The organism is Pseudomonas sp. Marseille-Q5299, from assembly GCF_943737035.1.
Classification (GTDB): domain Bacteria; phylum Pseudomonadota; class Gammaproteobacteria; order Pseudomonadales; family Pseudomonadaceae; genus Aquipseudomonas; species Aquipseudomonas putida_E.
Genome location: NZ_CALSFR010000003.1, coordinates 322,838 through 344,303, shown reverse-complemented (window position 1 = coordinate 344,303; position 21,466 = coordinate 322,838). Strand labels below are relative to the sequence as shown.

14 protein-coding genes and 1 pseudogene are annotated in these 21,466 nt (G+C 61.9%); 8 read left to right on the top strand and 7 right to left on the bottom strand.

The genetic code is table 11. The features are described from left to right. The first annotated feature begins 6 nt into the window (after positions 1-6). On the top strand, positions 7-810 hold the full coding sequence (gene hutG, locus NGJ21_RS10230; RefSeq protein ID WP_115273402.1) for an N-formylglutamate deformylase: 804 nt from the start codon (positions 7-9) through the stop codon (positions 808-810). Positions 811-857: 47 nt separating this feature from the next. Here hutG and NGJ21_RS10225 read toward each other — a convergent pair whose 3' ends face one another. Beyond that, on the bottom strand, positions 858-6,443 hold the full coding sequence (locus tag NGJ21_RS10225) for a dermonecrotic toxin domain-containing protein (protein WP_251962072.1): 5,586 nt from the start codon (positions 6,441-6,443) through the stop codon (positions 858-860). A 147-nt stretch (positions 6,444-6,590) separates the two neighbouring features. On the opposite strand from NGJ21_RS10225, the gene pip reads away from it, so the two are divergent. The 7 genes from pip (at position 6,591) to NGJ21_RS10190 (ending at position 15,381) form a co-directional block, all read left to right on the top strand. Then, on the top strand, positions 6,591-7,562 hold the full coding sequence (gene pip, locus NGJ21_RS10220; protein ID WP_115273404.1) for a prolyl aminopeptidase: 972 nt from the start codon (positions 6,591-6,593) through the stop codon (positions 7,560-7,562). Further along, positions 7,559-7,996, top strand: a complete 438-nt coding sequence (dtd, locus tag NGJ21_RS10215) for a D-aminoacyl-tRNA deacylase (RefSeq protein WP_012312380.1) — start codon at positions 7,559-7,561, stop codon at positions 7,994-7,996. Before pip ends, dtd begins: the two co-directional genes overlap by 4 nt. 322 nt (positions 7,997-8,318) lie before the next feature. Next, positions 8,319-9,998 (top strand): glucan biosynthesis protein G, encoded by a 1,680-nt coding sequence (locus tag NGJ21_RS10210; RefSeq protein ID WP_119688148.1) that lies wholly within the window; start codon positions 8,319-8,321, stop codon positions 9,996-9,998. Beyond that, positions 9,991-12,564 carry a glucans biosynthesis glucosyltransferase MdoH gene (mdoH, locus tag NGJ21_RS10205; protein ID WP_046785006.1) on the top strand — a complete coding sequence of 858 codons (2,574 nt, stop codon included), beginning with the start codon at positions 9,991-9,993 and terminating at the stop codon, positions 12,562-12,564. The genes NGJ21_RS10210 and mdoH overlap by 8 nt, the downstream gene beginning before the upstream one ends. Before the next feature lie 218 nt (positions 12,565-12,782). Next, positions 12,783-13,580, top strand: a complete 798-nt coding sequence (locus NGJ21_RS10200; protein WP_046785173.1) for a transporter substrate-binding domain-containing protein — start codon at positions 12,783-12,785, stop codon at positions 13,578-13,580. 111 nt (positions 13,581-13,691) lie between these two features. Continuing rightward, the gene (locus NGJ21_RS10195) at positions 13,692-14,654 is read left to right on the top strand and encodes an amino acid ABC transporter permease (RefSeq protein ID WP_012312384.1); all 963 of its coding nucleotides are present in this window, start codon (positions 13,692-13,694) and stop codon (positions 14,652-14,654) included. After that, positions 14,647-15,381 carry an amino acid ABC transporter ATP-binding protein gene (locus NGJ21_RS10190; protein ID WP_012312385.1) on the top strand — a complete coding sequence of 245 codons (735 nt, stop codon included), beginning with the start codon at positions 14,647-14,649 and terminating at the stop codon, positions 15,379-15,381. The genes NGJ21_RS10195 and NGJ21_RS10190 overlap by 8 nt, the downstream gene beginning before the upstream one ends. A 74-nt stretch (positions 15,382-15,455) precedes the next feature. Here the strand turns inward: NGJ21_RS10190 and NGJ21_RS10185 are convergent, their stop codons facing one another. The 6 genes and pseudogenes from NGJ21_RS10185 to tatB form a co-directional block, all read right to left on the bottom strand. Continuing rightward, positions 15,456-17,399 carry a methyl-accepting chemotaxis protein gene (locus NGJ21_RS10185; protein WP_251962071.1) on the bottom strand — a complete coding sequence of 648 codons (1,944 nt, stop codon included), beginning with the start codon at positions 17,397-17,399 and terminating at the stop codon, positions 15,456-15,458. A gap of 182 nt (positions 17,400-17,581) precedes the next feature. Beyond that, positions 17,582-18,295 (bottom strand): methyl-accepting chemotaxis protein, encoded by a 714-nt coding sequence (locus tag NGJ21_RS26055; RefSeq protein WP_414156845.1) that lies wholly within the window; start codon positions 18,293-18,295, stop codon positions 17,582-17,584. Between the two features lie 141 nt (positions 18,296-18,436). Beyond that, positions 18,437-19,381: pseudogene (locus NGJ21_RS26050) on the bottom strand (methyl-accepting chemotaxis protein); the annotation flags it as partial. 217 nt (positions 19,382-19,598) lie between these two features. Beyond that, positions 19,599-20,306, bottom strand: coding sequence for a 16S rRNA (uracil(1498)-N(3))-methyltransferase (locus NGJ21_RS10175; RefSeq protein WP_115273408.1), 708 nt, complete (start codon positions 20,304-20,306; stop codon positions 19,599-19,601). Then, positions 20,303-21,094, bottom strand: a complete 792-nt coding sequence (gene tatC, locus NGJ21_RS10170) for a twin-arginine translocase subunit TatC (protein ID WP_012312389.1) — start codon at positions 21,092-21,094, stop codon at positions 20,303-20,305. Before tatC ends, NGJ21_RS10175 begins: the two co-directional genes overlap by 4 nt. Next, positions 21,091-21,465 (bottom strand): Sec-independent protein translocase protein TatB, encoded by a 375-nt coding sequence (gene tatB, locus NGJ21_RS10165; RefSeq protein WP_115273409.1) that lies wholly within the window; start codon positions 21,463-21,465, stop codon positions 21,091-21,093. The genes tatC and tatB overlap by 4 nt, the downstream gene beginning before the upstream one ends. Position 21,466 lies beyond the last annotated feature (1 nt).

Genomic DNA, 21,466 nt, shown 5'->3' with positions numbered 1-21,466 from the left:
GGCGAGATGGACAAGGTACTGAGCTTCCACCAGGGCCGTTTGCCCCTGCTGATCAGCATGCCCCATGCGGGGCTCAAGCTGACCCCGGCCGTGCGCGACGGCCTGGTCGACGAGGCGCGCAGCCTGCCGGACACCGACTGGCATATCCCGCGCCTCTACGATTTCGCCCATGAGCTGGGGGCCAGTGTGGTGGCGGCGGAGTATTCGCGCTTCGTCATCGACCTTAACCGGCCGGATGACGACACGCCTTTGTACGCAGGTGCAACCACGGGCCTGTATCCGGCCACACTGTTCGACGGTGCGCCGCTGTTCAAGCAGGGGCAGGCACCCTCTGCCGACGAACGGGCCACTTACCTGGAGCAGATCTGGCGGCCATACCACGCCACCATCGAGCGCGAACTGGCCCGCCTGCGTGAGCAGTTCGGCTACGCCCTTTTGTGGGACGCACACTCGATCCGTTCGCTGATCCCGCACCTGTTCGACGGCAAGCTGCCGGACTTCAACCTGGGTACCTTCAACGGTGCCAGTTGTGATCCTGAGCTGGCGCAGTGGCTGTCGGGCGTGTGTGCCGAGGCGCCGGGCTACAGGCATGTACTCAACGGGCGTTTCAAGGGCGGTCACATCACTCGCCACTATGGTAATCCGGGCAACCATGTCCATGCGGTACAACTGGAGCTGGCGCAGAGCACCTACATGGAGGAAACCGAGCCGTTCGCCTATCGTGCGGACCTGGCGCAACCGACTCAGGCAGTGTTGCGACGTTTGCTGGAAAGCGTGTTGGCCTGGGGCTTACGGCGCTACGGGAGTTGAGCGAAACGGGGCGGCCCGCGCACCGCGGCCGCCCTGCACGCTATTGCTTACTCGGTCGATGAGCGGGGTTTGCGATCAGGATCTGCAAAAGACGTAAGCTCGCGAATCAGGCGCAGCTCGCGCGCCTGTTTGTTGCGTTCCAGTGCCTGGAATTCGTCGCCCAGCGTAGCGATTGGCCTGTCAGGGTACTGATCCGGCAGTTCAAGTATCTGGGCCTGGTAGATATGCTCGATGTCTGCAAAACGTTCAGCATGGGCTTGGCGCAAGTGCTGGACCCACCTCTGGTTACCGGCGGCAAAATTCAGGAAATCCTCTCCCAACTCGCTGCGCTGCACTGCCAACTCCGCATACGCCAACTCGTCGATATTGGCATTGATGGCATAGCGCAGGGTGTCTTCGGGCTGGCCCAGCTCAAGCGGGGTATTGAGCTCACGGCGGTAGGTAAGGCGAACTTCCGCTTCGTCCCGGTTGGCAGCCTCGCTCTTGGCAATCTCATCCAGTGCTTGCAGGCGATACAGGCGCCGCAGTTCCCGATAAAGGTTGCCCTCGCTATCGGCCGTATCGATCTGCAGGCGCTGGTTGGCGATGTACAGTTCGATGTTCTGGAACACCAGCAGAGCGCCGTCGTGGCAGGTCTGGTCACCATTGTCCTGAACAAGTGCTTCGTTGGCCTGATGGTTGAACAGCGCAAGGTCGTCCAGGTTGACCACTGCACTGACCAGGACCTTGCGTACGCGCCCGCAGAATGAAACGCGGGTCTTGCCATTCTGGTATGGGGCCGAGTTGCGCAGACGGCCTACCAGCGCCAGAAGATTTTCGGCACCCCCCGATCGCTGCAAACTCTCCCAACTGTCCCTCAGGGCTTGGTTCTCGATGTCCGAGGCAAGCAGCCAGTTTTCCACGTTGGGGACATCGGCAGCTGGGTCCAGGAGGGGCAGGTGGTTATGACCGACTATCCCGCCGTCTCCCGATGACTCGCTCATGCTGTCTGACAGATCGATGCCAAAGGTGAAACTGTGCTGGCTGTTTGAAGATGCACGGGCACGCATGACCGCTTCGTCCGTCAGCGGATTGCTGAACAACAGAATCGAGCTGATGGGGAAATCGTTGTCCAGGTTGGCCAGTATGTGGGCCGGCAGTTCGGTAAGCCGGTTTTCGCTCAGGTCCAGCATCTCCAGTGGGAACAAGCTGTCTACCCAGGCCGGCCACTGCTCAAGGCCCATGCTGTTGAGGTCGAGTCGGCGAAGTGTTTGCAAGGCCTGAGGAGTGTGTGCGATCGCCCCCATTCGGTTGCCCGTGAGGTCCAGCGAGTTGAGGGTGGGTAAGCCGCCCAACGTGTTGATCACGTTCTGGTCGATCAGCAGGCCTGACTGGCGCAAGGCGATGTCCGTCAACCCCGGCAAGCGCAGAAGCGCAGAAGGCAGTGACTGCTCGGCTTGTCGGTAGTTGTCGATCGTCAGGCGCGTCACCCGTGGGAACCGGCTCAGCAATCCATCGAGCTGTGCCGTCGTACCACTGACGCGCTCAAGCGCAAGGTTATGCACCTGTGCGATGAAGAAGGCCGGCAAGCGTCTTGGAAAATGCGCCAGGGCAACATCATTCAGGCGTAAAGCCGCGCGTGTCAGCCCTGTTTCCTGGTAATGCCAGAACTCGTTCAGTGCCGCAGCGATACGGGTTCTGGCAGTCATTGCCGTTTGGCTGACTGGCGCGCTTGAGCTTGAGGCATTCACATAGTTATCGATGGCGTCGCGCAGTTGCTGGCGCTGCTGCAACTGGGCAGCCAGAAGCGTTCTGAACGCATCAGACTGGTCCATCTCAAAACGTGAGGCGCGGCCATCTTCGCTCAACATAACGCGGCGTATATCATCCTCGAAGAGCGGATTGCCCTGCATGGAAACCAGCGCGTGCTCGGCAATGTTGATTCGGTTATCCCGCAAAAGGTGCGGGAGGAGTCTGATCTGGTTGTTGCGCAGGCCAATGTGCCGAACCTGAGTCAGGGTGTTGTAGCCAACGCCCTCTGGCCAATGATCCAGTGCCATGTCGTCCAGGCCCAGGTAATCGAGTGTCAGTTCATTGAAGAGTGGGGGATGCTGCCCCGAAAATCGGTTACCGCTCAGGTCCAGTCGTCGCAGCCGTGTGAGCCCTGCCAGGCTGTCGATGTCTGTTGAGGACAGCGTGAGATTCTGGTTGGTCAGGCTCAGTGTTTCGAGGGCCGGTAGGCGCTGGGCAATCATGGGCAGGCTGAACTGGAATGCTGAAGGAGTTCCTTCAGGCCGGTAGGCGCGGCTGATCTCCAGCGATCTCAGGTTGGCAAACTGTCGGACCAGGCTGTCCAGTTGCGGACCGTGCTGGTTCCAGCCTTCATAATGTTCGGGTGATGTTTCAATCAATTGCAGGTCCGTGACGCTGGCGCTGAAGAAGTCCGGCAGTTCAAGAGGAAACTGCGCCAGGGATAGGCGCTCGAGACGAAGCGGGGCGATGGCTTCGCTGGTCGCCAGGAACGCACGCTCATACCAGTGCTGGGAGATGGCGTTCATCAACCGCTCCAGGCCATCGGTGCTCTGATGAGATCCTTGTGCGGCTTGTCGACGCCAGTCGTCCAGCCGGCTTTGCAGTCGGTCGCGTTGCTCCATCAGCCCGCTGAGCATCTCATCGATCTGAGCGCGGGTCAGGTTTCTGTTTTCCAGCGCGGCCATGATCTGCTCTGCGGGCCGTGGTACGGGAGTGTGTTGGCCGATCCGGCGTATGGAATTGAGCAGCGTCTGCCTTGAAGTGCTGCCAGCGCGGGGGCGGGTGCCGCCCAGCGGGTAGCCCAGCCGCCCATCTGCCAGGCGCATGGGCGAGCGAAAGCCCGGTGGCACGCCCTGCATGCCCAGCACCCGGCGCAATATCGCCCGTGGCAAGAGAGGCGCGTGTTGAATCCTGCTTCTGAGTGCGTGCATGTCCTCGACCGCCAGCGCCTGCCTTTGCTCGGCAGTGAGTACCTCGAACAGCGCCCCATGCAATGAACCGTGGACGCAAAGCTGATCGTCGGGGCGGGTACTGTCCATGACTACGTAACCTGCCCGGGCGCTGATGATCGACTTGCTTGCTGGCACCTCACTGGCGCCGATCTTGTCGATCTGGGCCGGCGAGTTCTGGCGCTGTTCGAGGGTGATGCCGACCTCGCTTGGCCAGCCAGGCAGTTGCTCGAGGGTGTGCAAGACCAGCACGTCGGTATCCCAGTTGCGTACACCTTCCAGATAAAGCCCTTCATAGGCGCGATTCAACCGTACCTGTTGCCCAAGGCAGCGGACTTCTTCGGCGAGCCGTCTGGGGACTTTGCCAGTGGTCAGCTCACCCTGTTCGAAGGTATTGGCATGGCGCAACAACTCCTCGGTGAGGGGTGCCGGAAGCCGCGGATAGCGAGCCTGGATGACATCGGCGCCGGGCACCTGAGGCGCGGGCAGCTGACGATAGCGCCTTTCGAAGGCTGCATGGAGTTGGTTGGGCTCGGCCAGCTCAGGCAGGTGCTTGAGTGTCTGGTAGAGTTTGAAGCGAGACAGGGTGTCTTCCAGTTGTGCGGGTAGCCGCTGGCTGTTGCAGAGCGCATGGCGCAGAACATCTTCCTGGGTACCACTCACCCGCAGTATGCGCAGGGCGGTTTCATCGTCGAAATGCGCGCCAAGGTGGCCGGCACGTCTGAATAATTGCAGTTCTGGCCATTGTTCGGGCCTTTCTGCCGGTAGCAACCAGGCGCCAGCACCGTTGTGGCGTAGCGGCGGTTCATGGCTCAGGGCCTTGGCGGGGTGCACCAGGCGGTACTCACCATTTTCAGATATCCGTTTGACCGAATAGGTGCTGTCTTCGACTGCCAGCCAGGTCTTTCCAGCATGGCGATACAGGCCGGATTCATCCGGCAGCAGGCCAGCCGGTAGCACGACGTCATGGGCGTACGGGCGGGCGTCTGGTCGCCACAGGCGGCTACTGCCATCGGGCATGAGCACGGGCTCGAGCTCTTCGATGAACGAGGGTGTTTCCACGGAAATCTTCTCGACGGCCGGCCTGCCGTCGGCCGCCCCTGTTGCTACGGCCACAGTGGTTAAGGCAACGTTCTCGACAATATCCATCAGGTAATCGAGCGCTTGCTCACCGTCGCCGTCAGCCCAGCTTTCGAGGCCCTCGAAAACCTCGTAGCTCAGCTGAATGAGCGACAGACCGAGCATCAACTGCCCCAAGCCCGGTACGACGAAGGCGCCAATGTTCAAGGCGCCAGAGGTCAGCTGGGTAAAATAGGCCCTGCGTTTTTCGGCGCTTTTCTGGTCTTCCTGGGCCGTGGAAACGGCATGGAACGAAGCATCGTCCATGCGTCGTTGGCGTTTCTGGCTGACCAGTTCGTTGGGTAGTGGCCGGTTGAAGGGCTGTAGCGTTACCGGTACCCAAGCCTGCGGGTCACGAATACGCCTGGCTTGTTCGCCCTGGTGCGCCGGCGCTGGCAGCAGCAGGGTCCAATCCAATGGTTGTAGACAGTCGCGCAGCTTTTCCATGAAGCGGCCACTGTCACGCGCCGGCACGCCTTGTCGCAGATGGCTGAGTTGCATTGCCCACAGCTGCTCGCGCAAGTGCGCCTGGACTTCATGAACGGTAGCGTGCACTTTCAGCGGGACCCCTGCGCCGGGCAGGTACGTTACCAGCACGTTCTTGTACGCAAGACGGGTTGCGTCGTAACTCAGAAGCAACTCTGGAGAGGGTACGAGGCCTATCATCAGCGCACCGGTCAGGGAGATGTCAAAGAGCTTGAGAAAGGCGCACCGCATGGGGCTTTGCAGGTAGTGCGCCTCGCCACCTCTGGCGAGCGTCAGCAGAGCCTCATACAAGGGCAGGTCGATCATGTTGCCCAGGTAAGCCCTGTGCAGCTCAAGGCAAAAGGCGCACTGCTCGGCGTTGCCGAGCGTCTCGATAACGCTTGCGCTCCCAACGTCGGTGCCAGGGTGATAAATGGCGTTGAGCAAAGCTTGATAGGTGCCGCCGATGTCCAAGTCGCGCACTAGCGAGGCGAAGGCCTGCGGGGCTATCTGAACCAGGTTTCCGGTGGGCAGGTGCGCCAGGAACTGGTTGTTGTCGAGTATCACGGACTCCAACGTTTGGCCATCGAGGCCGCCAGGCTGGGCTTCGGCAGCTTCAAAATTCTGCAAGGCGCAGTGCAGCAGGCTTTGGGTAGCCAGTTTGAATGCCCGCTGGGCAGTGGTGAGCGGGTCCCCAGTCATGTTGGCTTGGTAGGCTTCGGCTTTGCCGGCGTTGAACAGGTAGGTCCGGGTGACATCCAGCTCAAGATTGAAACGCTCCTTGATCGCCGAGCCCAGCCGCTCCCTGGCGAACGCCGCCAGGTCGGGAAGCAGGGCGAACAGTGCGCCAGCTTCGCTTTCGGCCTTGCGGTACGTTTCATATTCCTTGACCAGCCGGTGGGCGTCAGCCGGTTGCCTCTGGCAGGCTTCGGCGAACCAGGGTACCGGGGTGCTCACGGCGGCGCGCATGTGCTGATGGGTTTCAGGCGTGGCAGTGAGCATCCAGGCCGGGATCTTGCCCTCTATCAGGGCCTGGGGGTGAAAAGTGTCATCGCTTCGGGATGACCTTGCATCGGGAAGGTGCGTCATTTACTGGCCTCGCGTCATAAAGCAGCGAGGCTATCGAGCGCGGTGGCGGGCATGTGCATAACATGATCTACCCACAGACACATGCTCAAAGCGCAATTCAGGTTTATGATGCCCAACGGCAGACTTAATCCTCACACGGAGTGCGCAATGCAGACCCTCTACCCTCAGATCAAACCCTACGCCCGGCACGATCTGGCCGTGGAAGCGCCGCATGTGCTGTATGTCGATGAAAGCGGCTCGCCTGAAGGTCTGCCGGTGGTGTTCATTCACGGTGGCCCGGGCGCGGGTTGCGATGCCCAGAGCCGTTGCTATTTCGACCCCAACCTGTACCGCATCATCACGTTCGATCAGCGCGGTTGCGGCCGTTCCACCCCGCACGCAAGCCTGGAGAACAACACCACCTGGCACCTGGTCGAGGATCTGGAGCGCATTCGCGAGCACCTGGGCATCGACAAGTGGGTGCTGTTCGGCGGCTCCTGGGGCTCGACCCTGGCCCTGGCCTATGCCCAGACCCACCCCGAGCGGGTTCACGGCCTGATCCTGCGCGGCATCTTCCTGTGCCGCCCGCAAGAGATCGAGTGGTTCTATCAGGAGGGCGCCAGCCGCCTGTTCCCCGATTACTGGCAGGACTACATCGGGCCGATTCCGCCGGATGAGCGTAATGACCTGGTCAAGGCATTCCACAAGCGCCTGACCGGCAACGATCAGATCGCCCAGATGCATGCCGCCAAGGCCTGGTCCACCTGGGAGGGCCGCACTGCCACCCTGCGCCCCAATCCGCTGGTGATCGACCGCTTCTCCGAGCCGCAACGGGCCTTGTCCATCGCCCGCATCGAATGCCACTACTTCATGAACAACGCGTTCCTTGCACCCGACCAGTTGATCCGCGACATGCCCAAGATCGCCCACCTGCCGGCCGTGATCGTGCATGGCCGTTATGATGTGATCTGCCCGCTGGATAACGCCTGGGCGTTGCACCAGGCATGGCCCAACAGTGAGCTGAAGGTGATCCGCGACGCGGGCCATGCGGCGTCCGAGCCTGGGATCACCGATGCGCTGGTACGGGCAGCCGATCAGATGGCCCGTCGCCTGCTCGATTTGCCGCTGGAAGAAGCATGAAGGGGCTGCTGCAGCGTGTACGCGGCGCGCGGGTAGAGGTGGCGGGTGAAATTGTCGGCGCCATCGACCAAGGCTTGTTGGTGCTGGTGGCGGTAGAGCCTGAAGATACCCGTGAACAGGCCGATAAGCTGTTGCACAAGTTGCTCAACTACCGCGTTTTCAGCGATGAGCAGGGCAAGATGAACCTGTCCCTCAAGGATGTGGGCGGCGGTTTGCTGCTGGTGTCCCAGTTCACCTTGGCTGCGGACACCCGCAGCGGCATGCGTCCGAGCTTTTCGACGGCTGCACCGCCAGCGCTCGGTGCCGAACTGTTCGACTATCTTTTGCAGCAAGCCCAGGGCCAGCATGCAGATGTGGCAAGCGGCCGGTTCGGTGCTGACATGCAGGTGCACCTGGTCAATGATGGCCCTGTGACTTTTCTGTTACAAATATGAAGGAAAAAACGGCCTTGGTTGCGCGAAACAAGGTGTTTTGTACGATAAATAGTTGATCCAGCCTGATGCGTTGTAACGCATCCTGCTGGATAATCGCGCGCTGTTAGGGCCTGCGTTCGCAGGTTCGTTTTACTCTGACTCGAGCATTGTCTGGAACCGTTTGGGGAATCATTACGCCCTCACGGGGTCCGAACAGTGCTCGCCAACCCGGCATTTGTCGCTGGCCGTTGGTTTCATGATCTGTTTTCGGCGAGGGTTGCTCGTGATTGTTAGTCCCCATAAAGCATCTAGAATCCCCGGCAATCGGCTGCGCAAGGCCCTGATGGCCAGTGCCGCACTGGTCGGCCTGATGAGCGCGGGCCAGCTGTGGGCATTCAATCTTGACGATGTTGCAGCCAAGGCAAAGGATCTCGCCGGCCAGAAGTACGAAGCACCGAAAAGCAATCTGCCGGCAGTCTTCCGCGACATGAAGTTCGCCGACTACCAGAAGATTCGCTTCCTGCAGGAAAAGGCCGAGTGGGCCAAGGACAAGACGCCGTTCAAGCTGTCCTTCTACCACCAGGGCATGCACTTCGACACGCCGGTGAAAATCAACGAAGTCACCGCCACCACCGTCGAGGAAATCAAGTACGACCCGAGCCGTTTCGAGTTCGGCGACGTGCCCCACGACCCGGATACCACCAAGAACCTGGGCTACGCCGGTTTCCGCGTGCTTTACCCGATCAACAAGGCCGACAAGCAGGATGAAATCATGACCCTGCTGGGGGCCAGTTATTTCCGTGTGGTCGGCAAAGGGCATGTGTACGGCCTGTCGGCCCGTGGCCTGGCCATCGACACCGCGCTGCCGTCGGGCGAAGAGTTCCCGCGGTTCACCGAATTCTGGGTCGAGAAACCCAAGCCGGCCGACAAGCACCTGGTGATCTACGCCTTGCTGGATTCGCCGCGCTCAACCGGTGCCTACAAGCTGATCCTGCGCCCGGGCAACGATACCGTGGTCGATGTGCAGTCCCGCGTGTTCCTGCGTGACCACGTCAGCCGTCTGGGCATCGCGCCGCTGACCAGCATGTACCTGTTCGGCCCTAACCAGCCCTCCAAGGTCATGAACTATCGCCCGGCCCTGCATGACTCCGAAGGCCTGTCGATCCACGCCGGTAACGGCGAGTGGCTGTGGCGCCCGCTGAACAACCCCAAACACCTGTCGGTGAGCAACTTCAGCGTCGAGAACCCGCGCGGTTTCGGCCTGATGCAGCGTCATCGCGATTTCAAGGATTACGAAGACCTCGACGACAACTACCAGAAGCGTCCGAGCGCCTGGATCGAGCCTAAGGGCGACTGGGGCAAAGGCACCGTCGATCTGGTCGAGATCCCGACTGCCGACGAAACCAACGACAATATCGTTGCCTTCTGGAGCCCGGAAACCCTGCCGGAGCCGGGCAAGCCGTTCGAGTACGACTACCGCATGCACTGGACCATCGACGAGTCGCGTTTCCAGGCCCAGGAGCTGGGTTCGGTTACCCAGACCATGCGTTCCACCGGTGACGTCAAGCAGTCCAACCTGATCCGTCAACCAGACGGTAGCGTAGCGTTCCTGGTCGACTTCGCCGGCCCGGCCTTGGCAGCCCTGCCGGAAGACGCCGCGGTACGCAGCCAGATCAGCGTCGGCGACAACGCAGAAGTGGTCGAGAACAATCTGCGCTATAACCCAGAGACCAAGGGCTGGCGCCTGACTTTGCGGTTGAAGATCAAGGAAGCCAAGAAGGCTACCGAGATGCGGGCCGCACTGGTCAGCGATGTTCCGGTCGAAGCAGCCAAGCCTGCCGAAGAAACCAAACACGACAAGACCGCAGCCAAGCATGGCAAGGCTGAAAAAGCCGCCAAGGCCGAGCAACCTGCCAAGGCCGAACAACCTGCCGCCGATGCGGCATCCACCAACGGGACCCCGGCCACCACCGAAAAAGTGCTGACCGAGACCTGGAGCTATCAGTTGCCTGCCGATGAGTAACTCAAGCGCAAGGCCGGAATCGCTTGGCGAGTACCTGGCCCACCTCCCACTGAGCGATGAGCAGCGCGCGGAACTCGCCAGTTGCACCTCGTTCAGTGAGTTGCACCAACGCCTGGCGGGCAATGCGACCGCCACCACCACTGAGGCCGTGCAGGCCTCGGTGGGCCCGCGCCTGACTGTAGGCAGCGCGGCCGAACTGGAAGATGCCCAGATGCTTGGCGTCGACGGCAGCGGCCGGCTTTGCCTGAAGATTGCACCGCCGATCAAGCGTACCCGGGTCGTGCCCGAGCCATGGCGCACCAATGTGCTGATCCGCATGTGGCGGCGCATGACCGGCCGCCCCAACGCGCCGCAGCCGCCAAAGCGCGAGTTGCCGCTGGCGCGCTGGCGCACGGTCGGCTCGATTCGCCGCTATATCCTGCTGACCCTCATGATCGGCCAGACGCTCGTCGCCGGCTGGTACATGAAGGGCATCCTGCCTTACCAGGGCTGGTCGTTCGTCGACCTCGACGAAGTGGTCAACCAGCCGTTGTGGGACACCGTAGTGCAGGTCTGGCCGTACGCGTTGCAAACGTCCATCCTGATCCTCTTCGGCATCCTCTTCTGCTGGGTGTCGGCGGGCTTCTGGACGGCGCTGATGGGCTTCCTCGAGCTGCTCACCGGCCGCGACAAATACCGTATCTCCGGCAGCAGTGCCGGCAGCGAGCCGATCGCTCCTGAAGCACGTACCGCGCTGGTGATGCCTATTTGCAACGAAGACGTGCCGCGCGTGTTCGCAGGGCTGCGGGCGACCTTCGAGTCGGTCGCCGCCAGCGGCAACCTCGACCGTTTCGATTTCTTCGTGCTCAGCGATACCAACGACACTGACATTGCCGTGGCCGAGCAACAGGCTTGGCTGGACGTGTGCCGCGAGACCAAAGGCTTCGGCCGCATCTTCTACCGCCGCCGCCGCCGCCGCGTGAAGCGCAAGAGCGGCAACCTCGACGACTTCTGCCGTCGCTGGGGTGGCGAATACAAGTACATGGTCGTGCTCGACGCCGACAGCGTCATGAGTGGTGAGTGCCTGAGCAGCCTGGTACGCCTGATGGAGGCCAATCCGGACGCTGGCATCATCCAGACCGCGCCCAAAGCCTCGGGTATGGACACGCTGTATGCGCGCATGCAGCAGTTCGCCACCCGCGTCTACGGCCCGCTGTTCACCGCCGGCCTGCACTTCTGGCAACTGGGCGAGTCGCACTACTGGGGCCACAACGCGATCATTCGCATGAAGCCTTTCATCGAGCACTGCGCCCTGGCGCCGTTGCCTGGCAAGGGCGCTTTCGCCGGCGCGATCCTTTCCCACGACTTCGTCGAAGCGGCGCTGATGCGCCGTGCCGGCTGGGGCGTGTGGATTGCCTATGACCTGCCGGGCAGCTATGAAGAGCTGCCGCCGAACCTGCTCGACGAGCTCAAGCGCGACCGCCGCTGGTGCCACGGCAACCTGATGAACTTCCGCCTGTTCCTGGTCAAGGGCATGCACCCGGTGCACCGTGCGGTGTTCCTCACGGGCGTGATGTCTTACCTGTCGGCGCCGCTGTGGTTCTTCTTCCTGGTGCTGTCGACCGCGCTGCTGGCAACCAACACGCTGATGGAGCCGCAATACTTCATCGAGCCGTACCAGCTCTACCCGCTGTGGCCGCAGTGGCACCCGGAGAAGGCCGTCGCGCTGTTCTCCACCACCATCGTGCTGCTGTTCTTGCCCAAGCTGCTCAGTATCATCCTGATCTGGGCCAAGGGCGCGGTCGAGTTCGGCGGGCGGTTCAAGGTCACCTTGTCGATGCTGATGGAGATGCTGTTCTCCATGCTGCTGGCGCCAGTGCGGATGATCTTCCACACCCGCTTCGTGCTGGCCGCATTCCTCGGCTGGGCTGCGACCTGGAACTCGCCGCAGCGTGACGACGACTCCACCCCGTGGAGCGAGGCGGTACGTCGCCACGGCCCGCAAACCCTGTTGGGTATTGCCTGGGCGGCGCTGGTGGCGTGGCTGAACCCGAGCTTCCTGTGGTGGCTGGCGCCGATCGTTGGTTCGCTGGTGCTGTCGATCCCCGTTTCGGTGATCTCCAGCCGCACACGCCTGGGCCTGGCGGCCAAGGACGAGAAGCTGTTCCTGATCCCTGAGGAGTACGCAACGCCCCAGGAGCTGCTCGCCACCGACCAGTACACCCACGAGAACCGCTGGCATGCCCTGCACGACGGCTTCGTCCGCGCTGTGGTCGACCCTCGGCAGAACGCCTTGGCCTGTGCCATGGCCACTGCCCGTCATGGCCAGGCAGCACCGATCGAGGCGATGCGCGCCGAGCGCCTTGCCAAGGCGATCGAGGTCGGGCCCAAAGGGCTGGACCTGGGTACTCGCCTTGCCTTGCTGAGCGACCCGGTCGCCTTGGCGCGTCTGCATGCACAGGTATGGGCCGAGCACAATGCCGCCTGGATCGACGTGTGGCGTGCATCGATCAACAACGACCCACATTCGCCGTTGTTGCCGTTGCACCCGGCGGACGAGGCGCAACCTAGCCTGGTTGGCGCCTGACCGACTCTGGGGCCGCTATGCGGCCCTTTCGCCGGCTTGCCGGCGACAGGGTTTTCCAATCTTTCTCATCCCCTCGGATTTTGGCCAACAAAGTCCCCCCCGGCTCTAGGTCCCAGGGCCGCCATGCGTTAGCATCCCTCTCCGATAAGCCATGCCGGCCGGTACGGCCGTGCCAACAATAAGATTCGCTACTTTTCTTGCTAGGGGACTTGGTGATGATGAAGAAATACCTTTCGCGGCTGCTGGTCGGCGTCACGGCGCTGGTCGCGGTGGCCTCGGCCCAGGCCGGTGCCATCGACGACGCGGTCAAGCGCGGTACCTTGCGGGTGGGCATGGACCCGACCTACATGCCGTTCCAGATGACCAACAAGCGCGGCGAAATCATCGGCTTCGAAGTCGATATTCTCAAAGCCATGGCCAAATCCATGGGCGTCAAGCTGGAGACCGTCTCCACCGCCTATGACGGCATCATCCCGGCCCTGCTGACCGACAAGTTCGACATGATCGGCAGCGGCATGACCCTGACCCAGGAACGCAACCTGCGCCTGAACTTCAGCGAACCGTTCATCGTGGTTGGCCAGACCCTGCTGATCCGCAAGGATCTGGCTGGCGAGATCAAGTCGTACAAAGACCTGAACAACGAGAAGTACCGCATCACCTCCAAGCTCGGTACCACCGGCGAGATGGTCGCCAAGAAGCTGATCGCCAAGGCCACGTACCATGGCTACGACAATGAGCAGGAAGCGGTGATGGACGTGGTCAACGGCAAGGCTGATGCCTTTGTCTACGATGCGCCGTACAACGTGGTGGCGGTCGACAAGGCCGGTGCCGGCAAGCTGCTGTTCCTCGACGAGCCCTTCACCTACGAGCCGCTGGCATTCGGCTTGAAGAAGGGCGATTACGACAGCATCAACTTCATCAACAACTTCCTGCACCAGATCAAGCATGACGGGACCTACGATCGTATCCACGACAAGTGGTTCAAGAACAAGGACTGGCTGAAGGAAATGGAATAAGAAGTAGCTTCAAGCCGCAAGCTGCAAGCTGCAAGAGGAGGTGGGCCAATACGCGGGCTGCTTTTCCTTGCAGCTTGTGGCTTGCGGCTTGCCGCTTTCTGGAGTAACCCCGTGATCAAACACAAGAAAGCCCAATGGCCCTGGCATGCGCTGACGGCGCTGGTCCTGGTGGGCCTGGCGATCAGCCTGTACCTGGCCACCTCGATGATTTCCTACGAGTGGCGCTGGAACCGCGTACCACAATACTTTGCCTACAAGGCCGAGGACGTGCAGCGTGCCAGCGATTACGGCACGGTGCAGGACATCGTCGTCTCCGGCGATAACGCCCGCGTTACGCTCAAGGATGAGAACGGCGGTGAGCAGGTGCTCGATGTGGCCAAGGACAGCCTGCAACTGAGCCGCGGTGACGATGTGGCCGAAGGTGATCAGGTCGGCGTCACCCGTCACTGGGCTGCTGGCCCACTGGCCTGGGGCCTGTGGACCACATTGTGGATCTCGGTAGTGTCCGGGGCGCTGGGCCTGGTGATCGGCCTGTTTGCCGGGTTGTGCCGGTTGTCGAACAACCCGACCCTGCGCGACCTGTCGACCGTCTATGTCGAACTGGTGCGCGGCACGCCGCTGCTGGTGCAGATATTCATCTTCTACTTCTTCATCGGTACCGTGCTCAACCTGTCCCGTGAGTTCGCCGGGGTGGCAGCGCTGGCGCTGTTCACCGGTGCTTACGTGGCCGAGATCGTGCGGGCCGGCGTGCAGTCGATCGCCAAGGGGCAGAATGAGGCGGCCCGCTCGCTCGGGCTTAACGCCAGCCAGTCGATGCGCCACGTGATCCTGCCGCAGGCGTTCAAACGCGTACTGCCTCCGCTGGCCGGGCAGTTCATCAGCCTGGTCAAGGACACCTCGCTGGTCTCGGTGATCGCCATCACCGAACTGACCAAGAGCGGCCGTGAGGCCATCACCACTTCGTTCTCGACATTCGAGATCTGGTTCTGCGTGGCAGGCCTGTACCTGCTGATCAACCTGCCGCTGTCGCATCTGGCCAGCCGGCTCGAGCGGAGGCTTGCGCAAAGTGATTGAAGTCCGTGACCTTTTGAAAGTGTTCGACACCCGAGGCCAGGTAGTGCGTGCGGTGGACAACGTCACCACCCAGGTGGCCAAGGGTGAAGTGGTCGTGGTGCTTGGCCCGTCGGGGTCCGGCAAGTCGACCTTCCTGCGCTGCCTCAACGGCCTGGAGCATTTCGACGAGGGCCATGTGGCCATCAACGGGCTGCGGTTGGAAGACCCGAAAACCGACATCAACGCCTACCGCCGCGAAGTCGGCATGGTGTTCCAGCATTTCAACCTGTTCCCGCACATGACGGTGCTGGAAAACCTGTGCCTGGCGCAGAAGGTCGTGCGCAAGCGTGGCAAGGCAGAGCGTGAGGCCAAGGCGCGGGCGTTGCTGGAAAAGGTGGGTATCTCGGAGAAGGCCAATGAGTACCCCTCGCGGCTTTCCGGTGGTCAGCAGCAACGGGTGGCGATTGCCCGTGCGCTGGCGATGGAACCCAAGGTGATGCTGTTCGACGAGCCGACCTCCGCGCTCGACCCGGAAATGGTCGGTGAAGTGCTGGACGTGATGAAGACACTGGCCCAGGAAGGCATGACCATGGTCTGCGTGACCCATGAAATGGGTTTTGCCCGCGAAGTGGCCGACCGCGTGCTGTTCTTCGATCACGGCAAGTTGCTGGAGGATTCGGCGCCTGCGGCGTTCTTTGCCTCGCCGAAGGATCCGCGGGCGCAAGCGTTCCTGCGCCAAGTGCTCTGAAAGCAGCTGCAAGCTAAAGCCGGGCGGTGATGGGCGGCCCATAGCGTTCGGCTTTAGCTTGTGGCTTGAAGCTTTCAGAGGCTGAAACGCCCGACCATACCTCGCAGCTGCTGGCCCAGCTGCTCCAGCTCGCCGCTTGAAGCTGCCGTTTGTTCACTGGCCGCACTGGTCTGGTCTGACGCATCGCGCACGCTGATCACACTGCGGTTTATCTGTTCGGCCACCACACTCTGTTGCTCGCTGGCCGTGGCAATCTGCTGGTTCATGCCCTGGATGCTCGACACCGTATCGGTGATCTGGCTCAAGGCATCCCCGGCCTTGCGGCTCAGCTCGACACTTTGTTCGGTCAGGCGCTTGCTGTTGTCGAGCAGGCTGGTCACCTCGTCGGTGCCGTTGTGCAAGCTTTCGATCAATTGCTCGATCTCCTCCGTGGACTGCTGTGTACGCTGCGCCAAGCCGCGCACTTCGTCAGCCACCACGGCAAAACCACGGCCGGCCTCACCTGCTCGGGCAGCCTCGATGGCAGCGTTGAGCGCCAACAGGTTGGTTTGCTCGGAGACCGACTTGATCACATCGAGAATGCTGCCAATGCGCTGGCTTTCGCCCGCCAGATGCTGCATAGCTGCCAGGCAGTCGTCCATTTGCCTGGCCAGTTGCTCGATACGGCCAATGGCTTCAGTCACCACCTGATCGCCCTGCTGGGCCTGCTGGTCGGCGTTGGTTGCCGCCAATGAAGCTTGTTCGGCGTTTTGCGCGACTTCCTGGACCGTGGCGCTCATCTGGTTCATGGCAGTGGCGACCTGATCGGTTTCCTCACGTTGCTGGCTGATGCGCAGCTTGGTGTCCTCGCTGCTGGCAGCCAGTTGTGTGGCGGCCTGAGACAAATGGCCAACACCTTGATCGATACCGCCGATCAGCTTGCGCAGGCTCAGGGTCATTTCCTGCATGCTGGCCTGCAGCTGGCCCATTTCGTCACGACGACCCACAGGCTCCACCTGGCTCAGGTCACCCCGGGCGATGCGCGCTGCCACCGCCAGGGTCTGGCGTAGCGGCTGGGTGATCTGCAAGGTGATCAGCCAGCCGGCTGCTACGCCCACCAGCAAGGCCAGTACCGCAACGCTGGTCAACAGCGAGCGGGCGGCCAGTGCTTCGCTGTCGCGCTGCTCGACCTTCCTTTCACCCAACTCCAGGCTCACAGCACGCAGTTCGTTGCCCATCTGCTCCATTTCGCTTTGCAACTGCTCGACAATCAGGGCGGCGCTTCGATACTGACCGAGGGTGGCTCGGTACTTGCCCAGCTCGACGCCAGGCTGCTCCATCACTGCCCGCGGCAGGCCCAAGGGGGCAAGAGCCTTGATCAGTTGTTCGAGGCTTTTGTCGGCGGCGTCCAGTGCAACCTCGCCGACCTTGGCGTAGTCCTCTAGCGGTGAGAAAGTGTAGGCCGGCACGAGGCTTTGCTGATTGGCCCCGTCTACGTGGCGGCTGAGGGTGTCCATCAGCCCCAGTAGGCCACCTTGTTGGGTATCGGCGGGCATTTTCAGCAATGCCTGGGTCTCGAGCTCATCAATGACGGCGTTGAGTTTTTGTTCCTGCGCCTGCATGGCCTCGCGCAGGGCACGTCGGCTTTCGACGGTACGCTGCAAGCTGGCAAAGTTGTCGTTCAGCCGCTGCAGCAGTTGCAGCTTCTGGGTGAGTATCTGGCGTGACTCGTCGACACTACTGCGTTGTTGCAGTGTCGTCAGCATGCCGTCGAGCTGTTGCAGGATGCTGCTTATCTGCGCCTTGCTGGCATCATCGGCCAGCACCCTATAGGTAATGCGCTCGGCACGCAGATCCTTGACCAGATCATTGATCCGGCCAATTTCGCTGAGCTGTTCCGAGCGGGTAATGGCGCCGTCCAGAGCGCGCCAGCCACTGACCGCGGTGGCCAAGGTTAGCAGCAGCACTACGGCGAAACCCAAGGCGAGCTTGGCGCCGACACTGATGTTGCCAATCCTGCGGTTGAGGTAGCTGAACATGGCAAGTCTCCATCCAGTTGAGTGGGTAAGCCACGCTGGCGCTTTGCCGGCATGGCACTCCTGCCCATCGGCGGATGGCTTGTAGGACTTGACCTGAAAATAAGGTAGGAAACTTCAGTAGCGCATGTAGGAATTAGTACCAGCCCTGTCGGCAGCTCGTTTGCGACAGGGCTGGCGTGGGCTTAAAGCCTGAAACGGCCAACCAGGTTCTGCAGGTGTGTGCCCAGCCGCGCAAGCTCGACACTGGAGCTGGCCGTCTCCTCACTCGCCGCCGAAGTCTGGTCGGAGATATCCCGCACATTGATCACGCTGCGGTTGATCTCCTCGGCGGTCGCACTCTGCTGTTCGGCGGCCGTGGCGATCTGCTGGTTCATCGCCTGGATCGACGACACGGTTCGGGTGATGGTCTCCAGCGAAGTGCCGGCGCGGCGGGTCAGCTCGACGCTGCTGTCGGTGAGCTGGCGGCTGGCGTCCATCACGCTGGCCACTCGCTGCGTTCCGCTTTGCAAACCGGCAATCAGCTCTTCGATCTCTTCGGTGGACTGCTGGGTACGCTGCGCCAGGCTGCGCACTTCGTCGGCGACCACGGCAAAGCCACGGCCGGCCTCACCGGCCCGCGCCGCTTCGATGGCCGCATTGAGGGCCAGCAGGTTGGTTTGCTGGGCCACCGACTTGATCACATCCAGCACGCTGCCGATCTTGTCGCTTTCGGCCTTGAGCTGGTTCATCGCCTCGCTGGAGTTGACCACTTCACCGGCCAGGCGCTCGATTTGCGCCACCGCTTCGCTGACAACCCGATCACCTTCACGCGCCTGCTGATCCGCCATGAGGGCCGCCTCCGAGGCTTGCTCAGCATTGCGTGCCACTTCATGCACGGTGGCCGCCATTTCGTTCATGGCAGTGGCCACCTGGTCGGTTTCGACCTTTTGGTTGTTGACCCCGGCGCTGGTCTGCTCGGTTACCGCCGAAAGCTCTTCGGCGGCGCTGGCTATCTGCGTGACACCGTCACCGATACCACCGATCAGTTCGCGCAGGCCTTGGGTCATGCGCTGCATGCTGGCCTGCAACTGCCCCAGCTCGTCGCGGCGGGTTGCCAGAAGGTCCTGGCGCAGGTCGCCGTTGGCCACGCGCTCGGCGGCGGCCAGTGTCTGGCGCAGCGGGACGATGATCTGCCGAGTGATGGCCCAGGCCGCGAGCAGGCCCAGTACCAACGCCAGTGCCGTGGCAGAGGCAAGCAAGGTTTTTGCCTTGCGCGAGCCTGCATCGCGGACTTCGGTCTGTGAAACCGTCATCTTCTGGCTGTTATCCATCAGCACGGTGCCTTGATCAGTCATCACCTGCAGGGCCTGATCACTGGCCGATTGCGCGCTACCGAACTGGTTGACCGCATCGCGGTAAGCGGCGAGGGCCGACATCGAGTCATCGAGGCTGGCGGCATATTCGGCGGGCAGCTTGGCCGGTAGCGCCTTGAGGTTGGTCATGGCCTGGTCGATGGCGTTGAGCGCAGTCTGCTGGTAGTTCGCTTCGCCACTGTAGGTGTAGCCGCGCACCTGGAAGCGTGCTTGCTGTAGCAGGGCACTGACCTCTACCGTGCTCTGGTAGGGCGTGATATCGCCGGCTTGCAGCAGGCGCTCTTGCACCCTGCTGATAAGCTCGGCTGCCTTGTCGGCACTGTCACCCAGTGCGCTTCGGCTGGCTTCGCGTCGTTGCCCGGCCTGCTTGAGGTCGGCGAAAGCTTGCTGATATTTGCGCACCGCCTCCTGCTGTTGCTGCAGGCGCTGATGATCGACGGGTTGCTCGATCTGGCCGAGCATGAGGCTGATCTGGCGGTCGAGGCCAGCGAGGGCTTTTTCCAGTTCGCCGATCGCCGCTTCGTTGCGATCGCGCTGGTAATGCTGACGCGCGATGCGCAGTTCCTGGGTGCCCTGGCTGATGACCGAGATATTGCCCAGCTTGTCACCACGGTCGATGATGCTGTTCATGCCTTGCCAGCCAGTGAAGGTGATGGCCAGAGTCAGTAACAGTACCAGGCCAAAGCCCAGCCCCAGTTTGCGATTGACGCTCACATTTCCCAGCGTTTCGGTAACCCATCGGAACATGTTCGACTCCCCGGTAAACTTGGCAGCACGGATTATTGTTGTGTTGCCTAGGCATCGGCCTGCGCCGGGGAAACTTGATGGGAAAATCCTGACCCGTTTGTCAGAAAATCCTTGAAAGCAAGGCTGTTACGGCGGTTTCCACACGCAGGATGCGGTCACCCAACTGCACTGGCGCGAGCCCTGCTTTGCCCAGCAACTCGACTTCGTAGGGGATCCAGCCGCCCTCGGGGCCAATGGCCAGTGTCACCGGGCCTTCGACGGCGCGCGGGCACGCGGGGTAGGGGCCGGGGTGGCCAACCAGGCCCAGGGTGCCGTCGGCGATGGCAGGCAGGCGGTCTTCGACGAACGGTTTGAAGCGTTTTTCGATGACCACCTCGGGCAGCACCGTGTCGCGGGCCTGTTCCAGGCCCAGTATCAGGTTGTCGCGGATGCTCTCGGGGTTGAGGAACGGCGTCTGCCAGAAGCTTTTTTCGACCTTGTAGCTGTTGACCAGGATCAACCGCTGTACGCCCAGTGTGGCGACGGTCTGGAACAGCCTGCGCAGCATTTTTGGCCGCGGCACGGCCAGCACCAGGGTCAGCGGCAGCTTGGCCGGCGGCGGCTGGTCGAAGCCGACTTCAAGCTCGGCTTCGTGCTGTGCCAGACGTACCACGGTGGCGGTGCCCATCAGGCCATTGATGCGGCCCACGCGCAGGCTGTCGCCCACCACCACGCGGTGAATCTCCTGCATATGGGTGAAGCGCCGATCGGCAAGGACGACGCGGTCGGCCGACACGAAGTCGGCCTCTTCAAGAAGCAACAGGTTCACGGCTGGGTCGCTGGTGGCTGGTCGTTGGGGTCGTTTGCCGTGTCATCTTCGGCGTGGCTGCGCTTGCGGATCAGGCTGCCACACAGCACGCCGATCTCGAACAGCAGCCACATGGGCACGGCGAGCAAGGTCTGCGAGAAGATGTCGGGCGGGGTCAGGATCATGCCGACCACGAAGCAGCCGATGATCACGTAGGGGCGGATTTTCTTCAGGTATTGCACGTCGACCACGCCGATCCACACCAGCAGCACCACCGCTACCGGGATCTCGAAGGCAACACCGAAGGCGAAGAACAACGTCATGACGAAGTCCAGATAACTGGAAATGTCGGTCATCATCGACACGCCTTCCGGCGTGGCGCTGGCGAAGAAGCCGAAGATCAGCGGGAACACCAGGAAGTAGGCGAAGGCCATGCCGGCATAGAACAGGAAGATGCTCGACACCAGCAGCGGAATGGCGATGCGCTTTTCGTGGCGATACAGGCCAGGCGCGATAAAACCCCAGATCTGCTGCAGGATGAACGGGATCGCCAGGAACAGCGAAACGATCATGGTCAGCTTGAACGGCGTCAGGAACGGCGAGGCCACGTCGGTGGCGATCATCGTGGCGTTGGCCGGCAGGTGTTCGCGCAGTGGCGCCGAGACCAGGGTGTAGATCTGCTGGGCGAAGGAGAACAGCCCGGCAAAAATCAGGAAGATGGCAGCCACGCAGCGCAGCAGGCGGGTGCGCAGTTCGGTCAGGTGCGAGACCAGCGGCATGGGCTGGTCGTCTTGCGGTTTTTCGCTCATGGGGCTCGCGGCGGTTGAGGCTGTTCGGGCTGCTCAGGCGCAGGCGCCGGCGCTACCGGTGCCGATGTTGGCGTGGCGGCGGGCTGCTCGGTGGCCACAGCGGCGGGTGGCTGGGCAGGCGGCGTCAGCGGGTTGAGGATGCGCTTGGCTTCCTGTTCCATTTGCAGGATGTGCTCGTTGTGCAACTGTCGGCGGATGTCATCGGCACCGATTTCGCGCTCGACTTCCATCTTGATCGAATTGAAGCTGCGCTTGAGCCGGCCGATCCACAGCCCTGCAGTGCGCGCGGCGCCGGGCAGGCGCTCGGGGCCGAGCACCAGCAGCGCGACGAGGCCGACGAGCAGTAACTCGCTGAAACTCATGCCGAACATG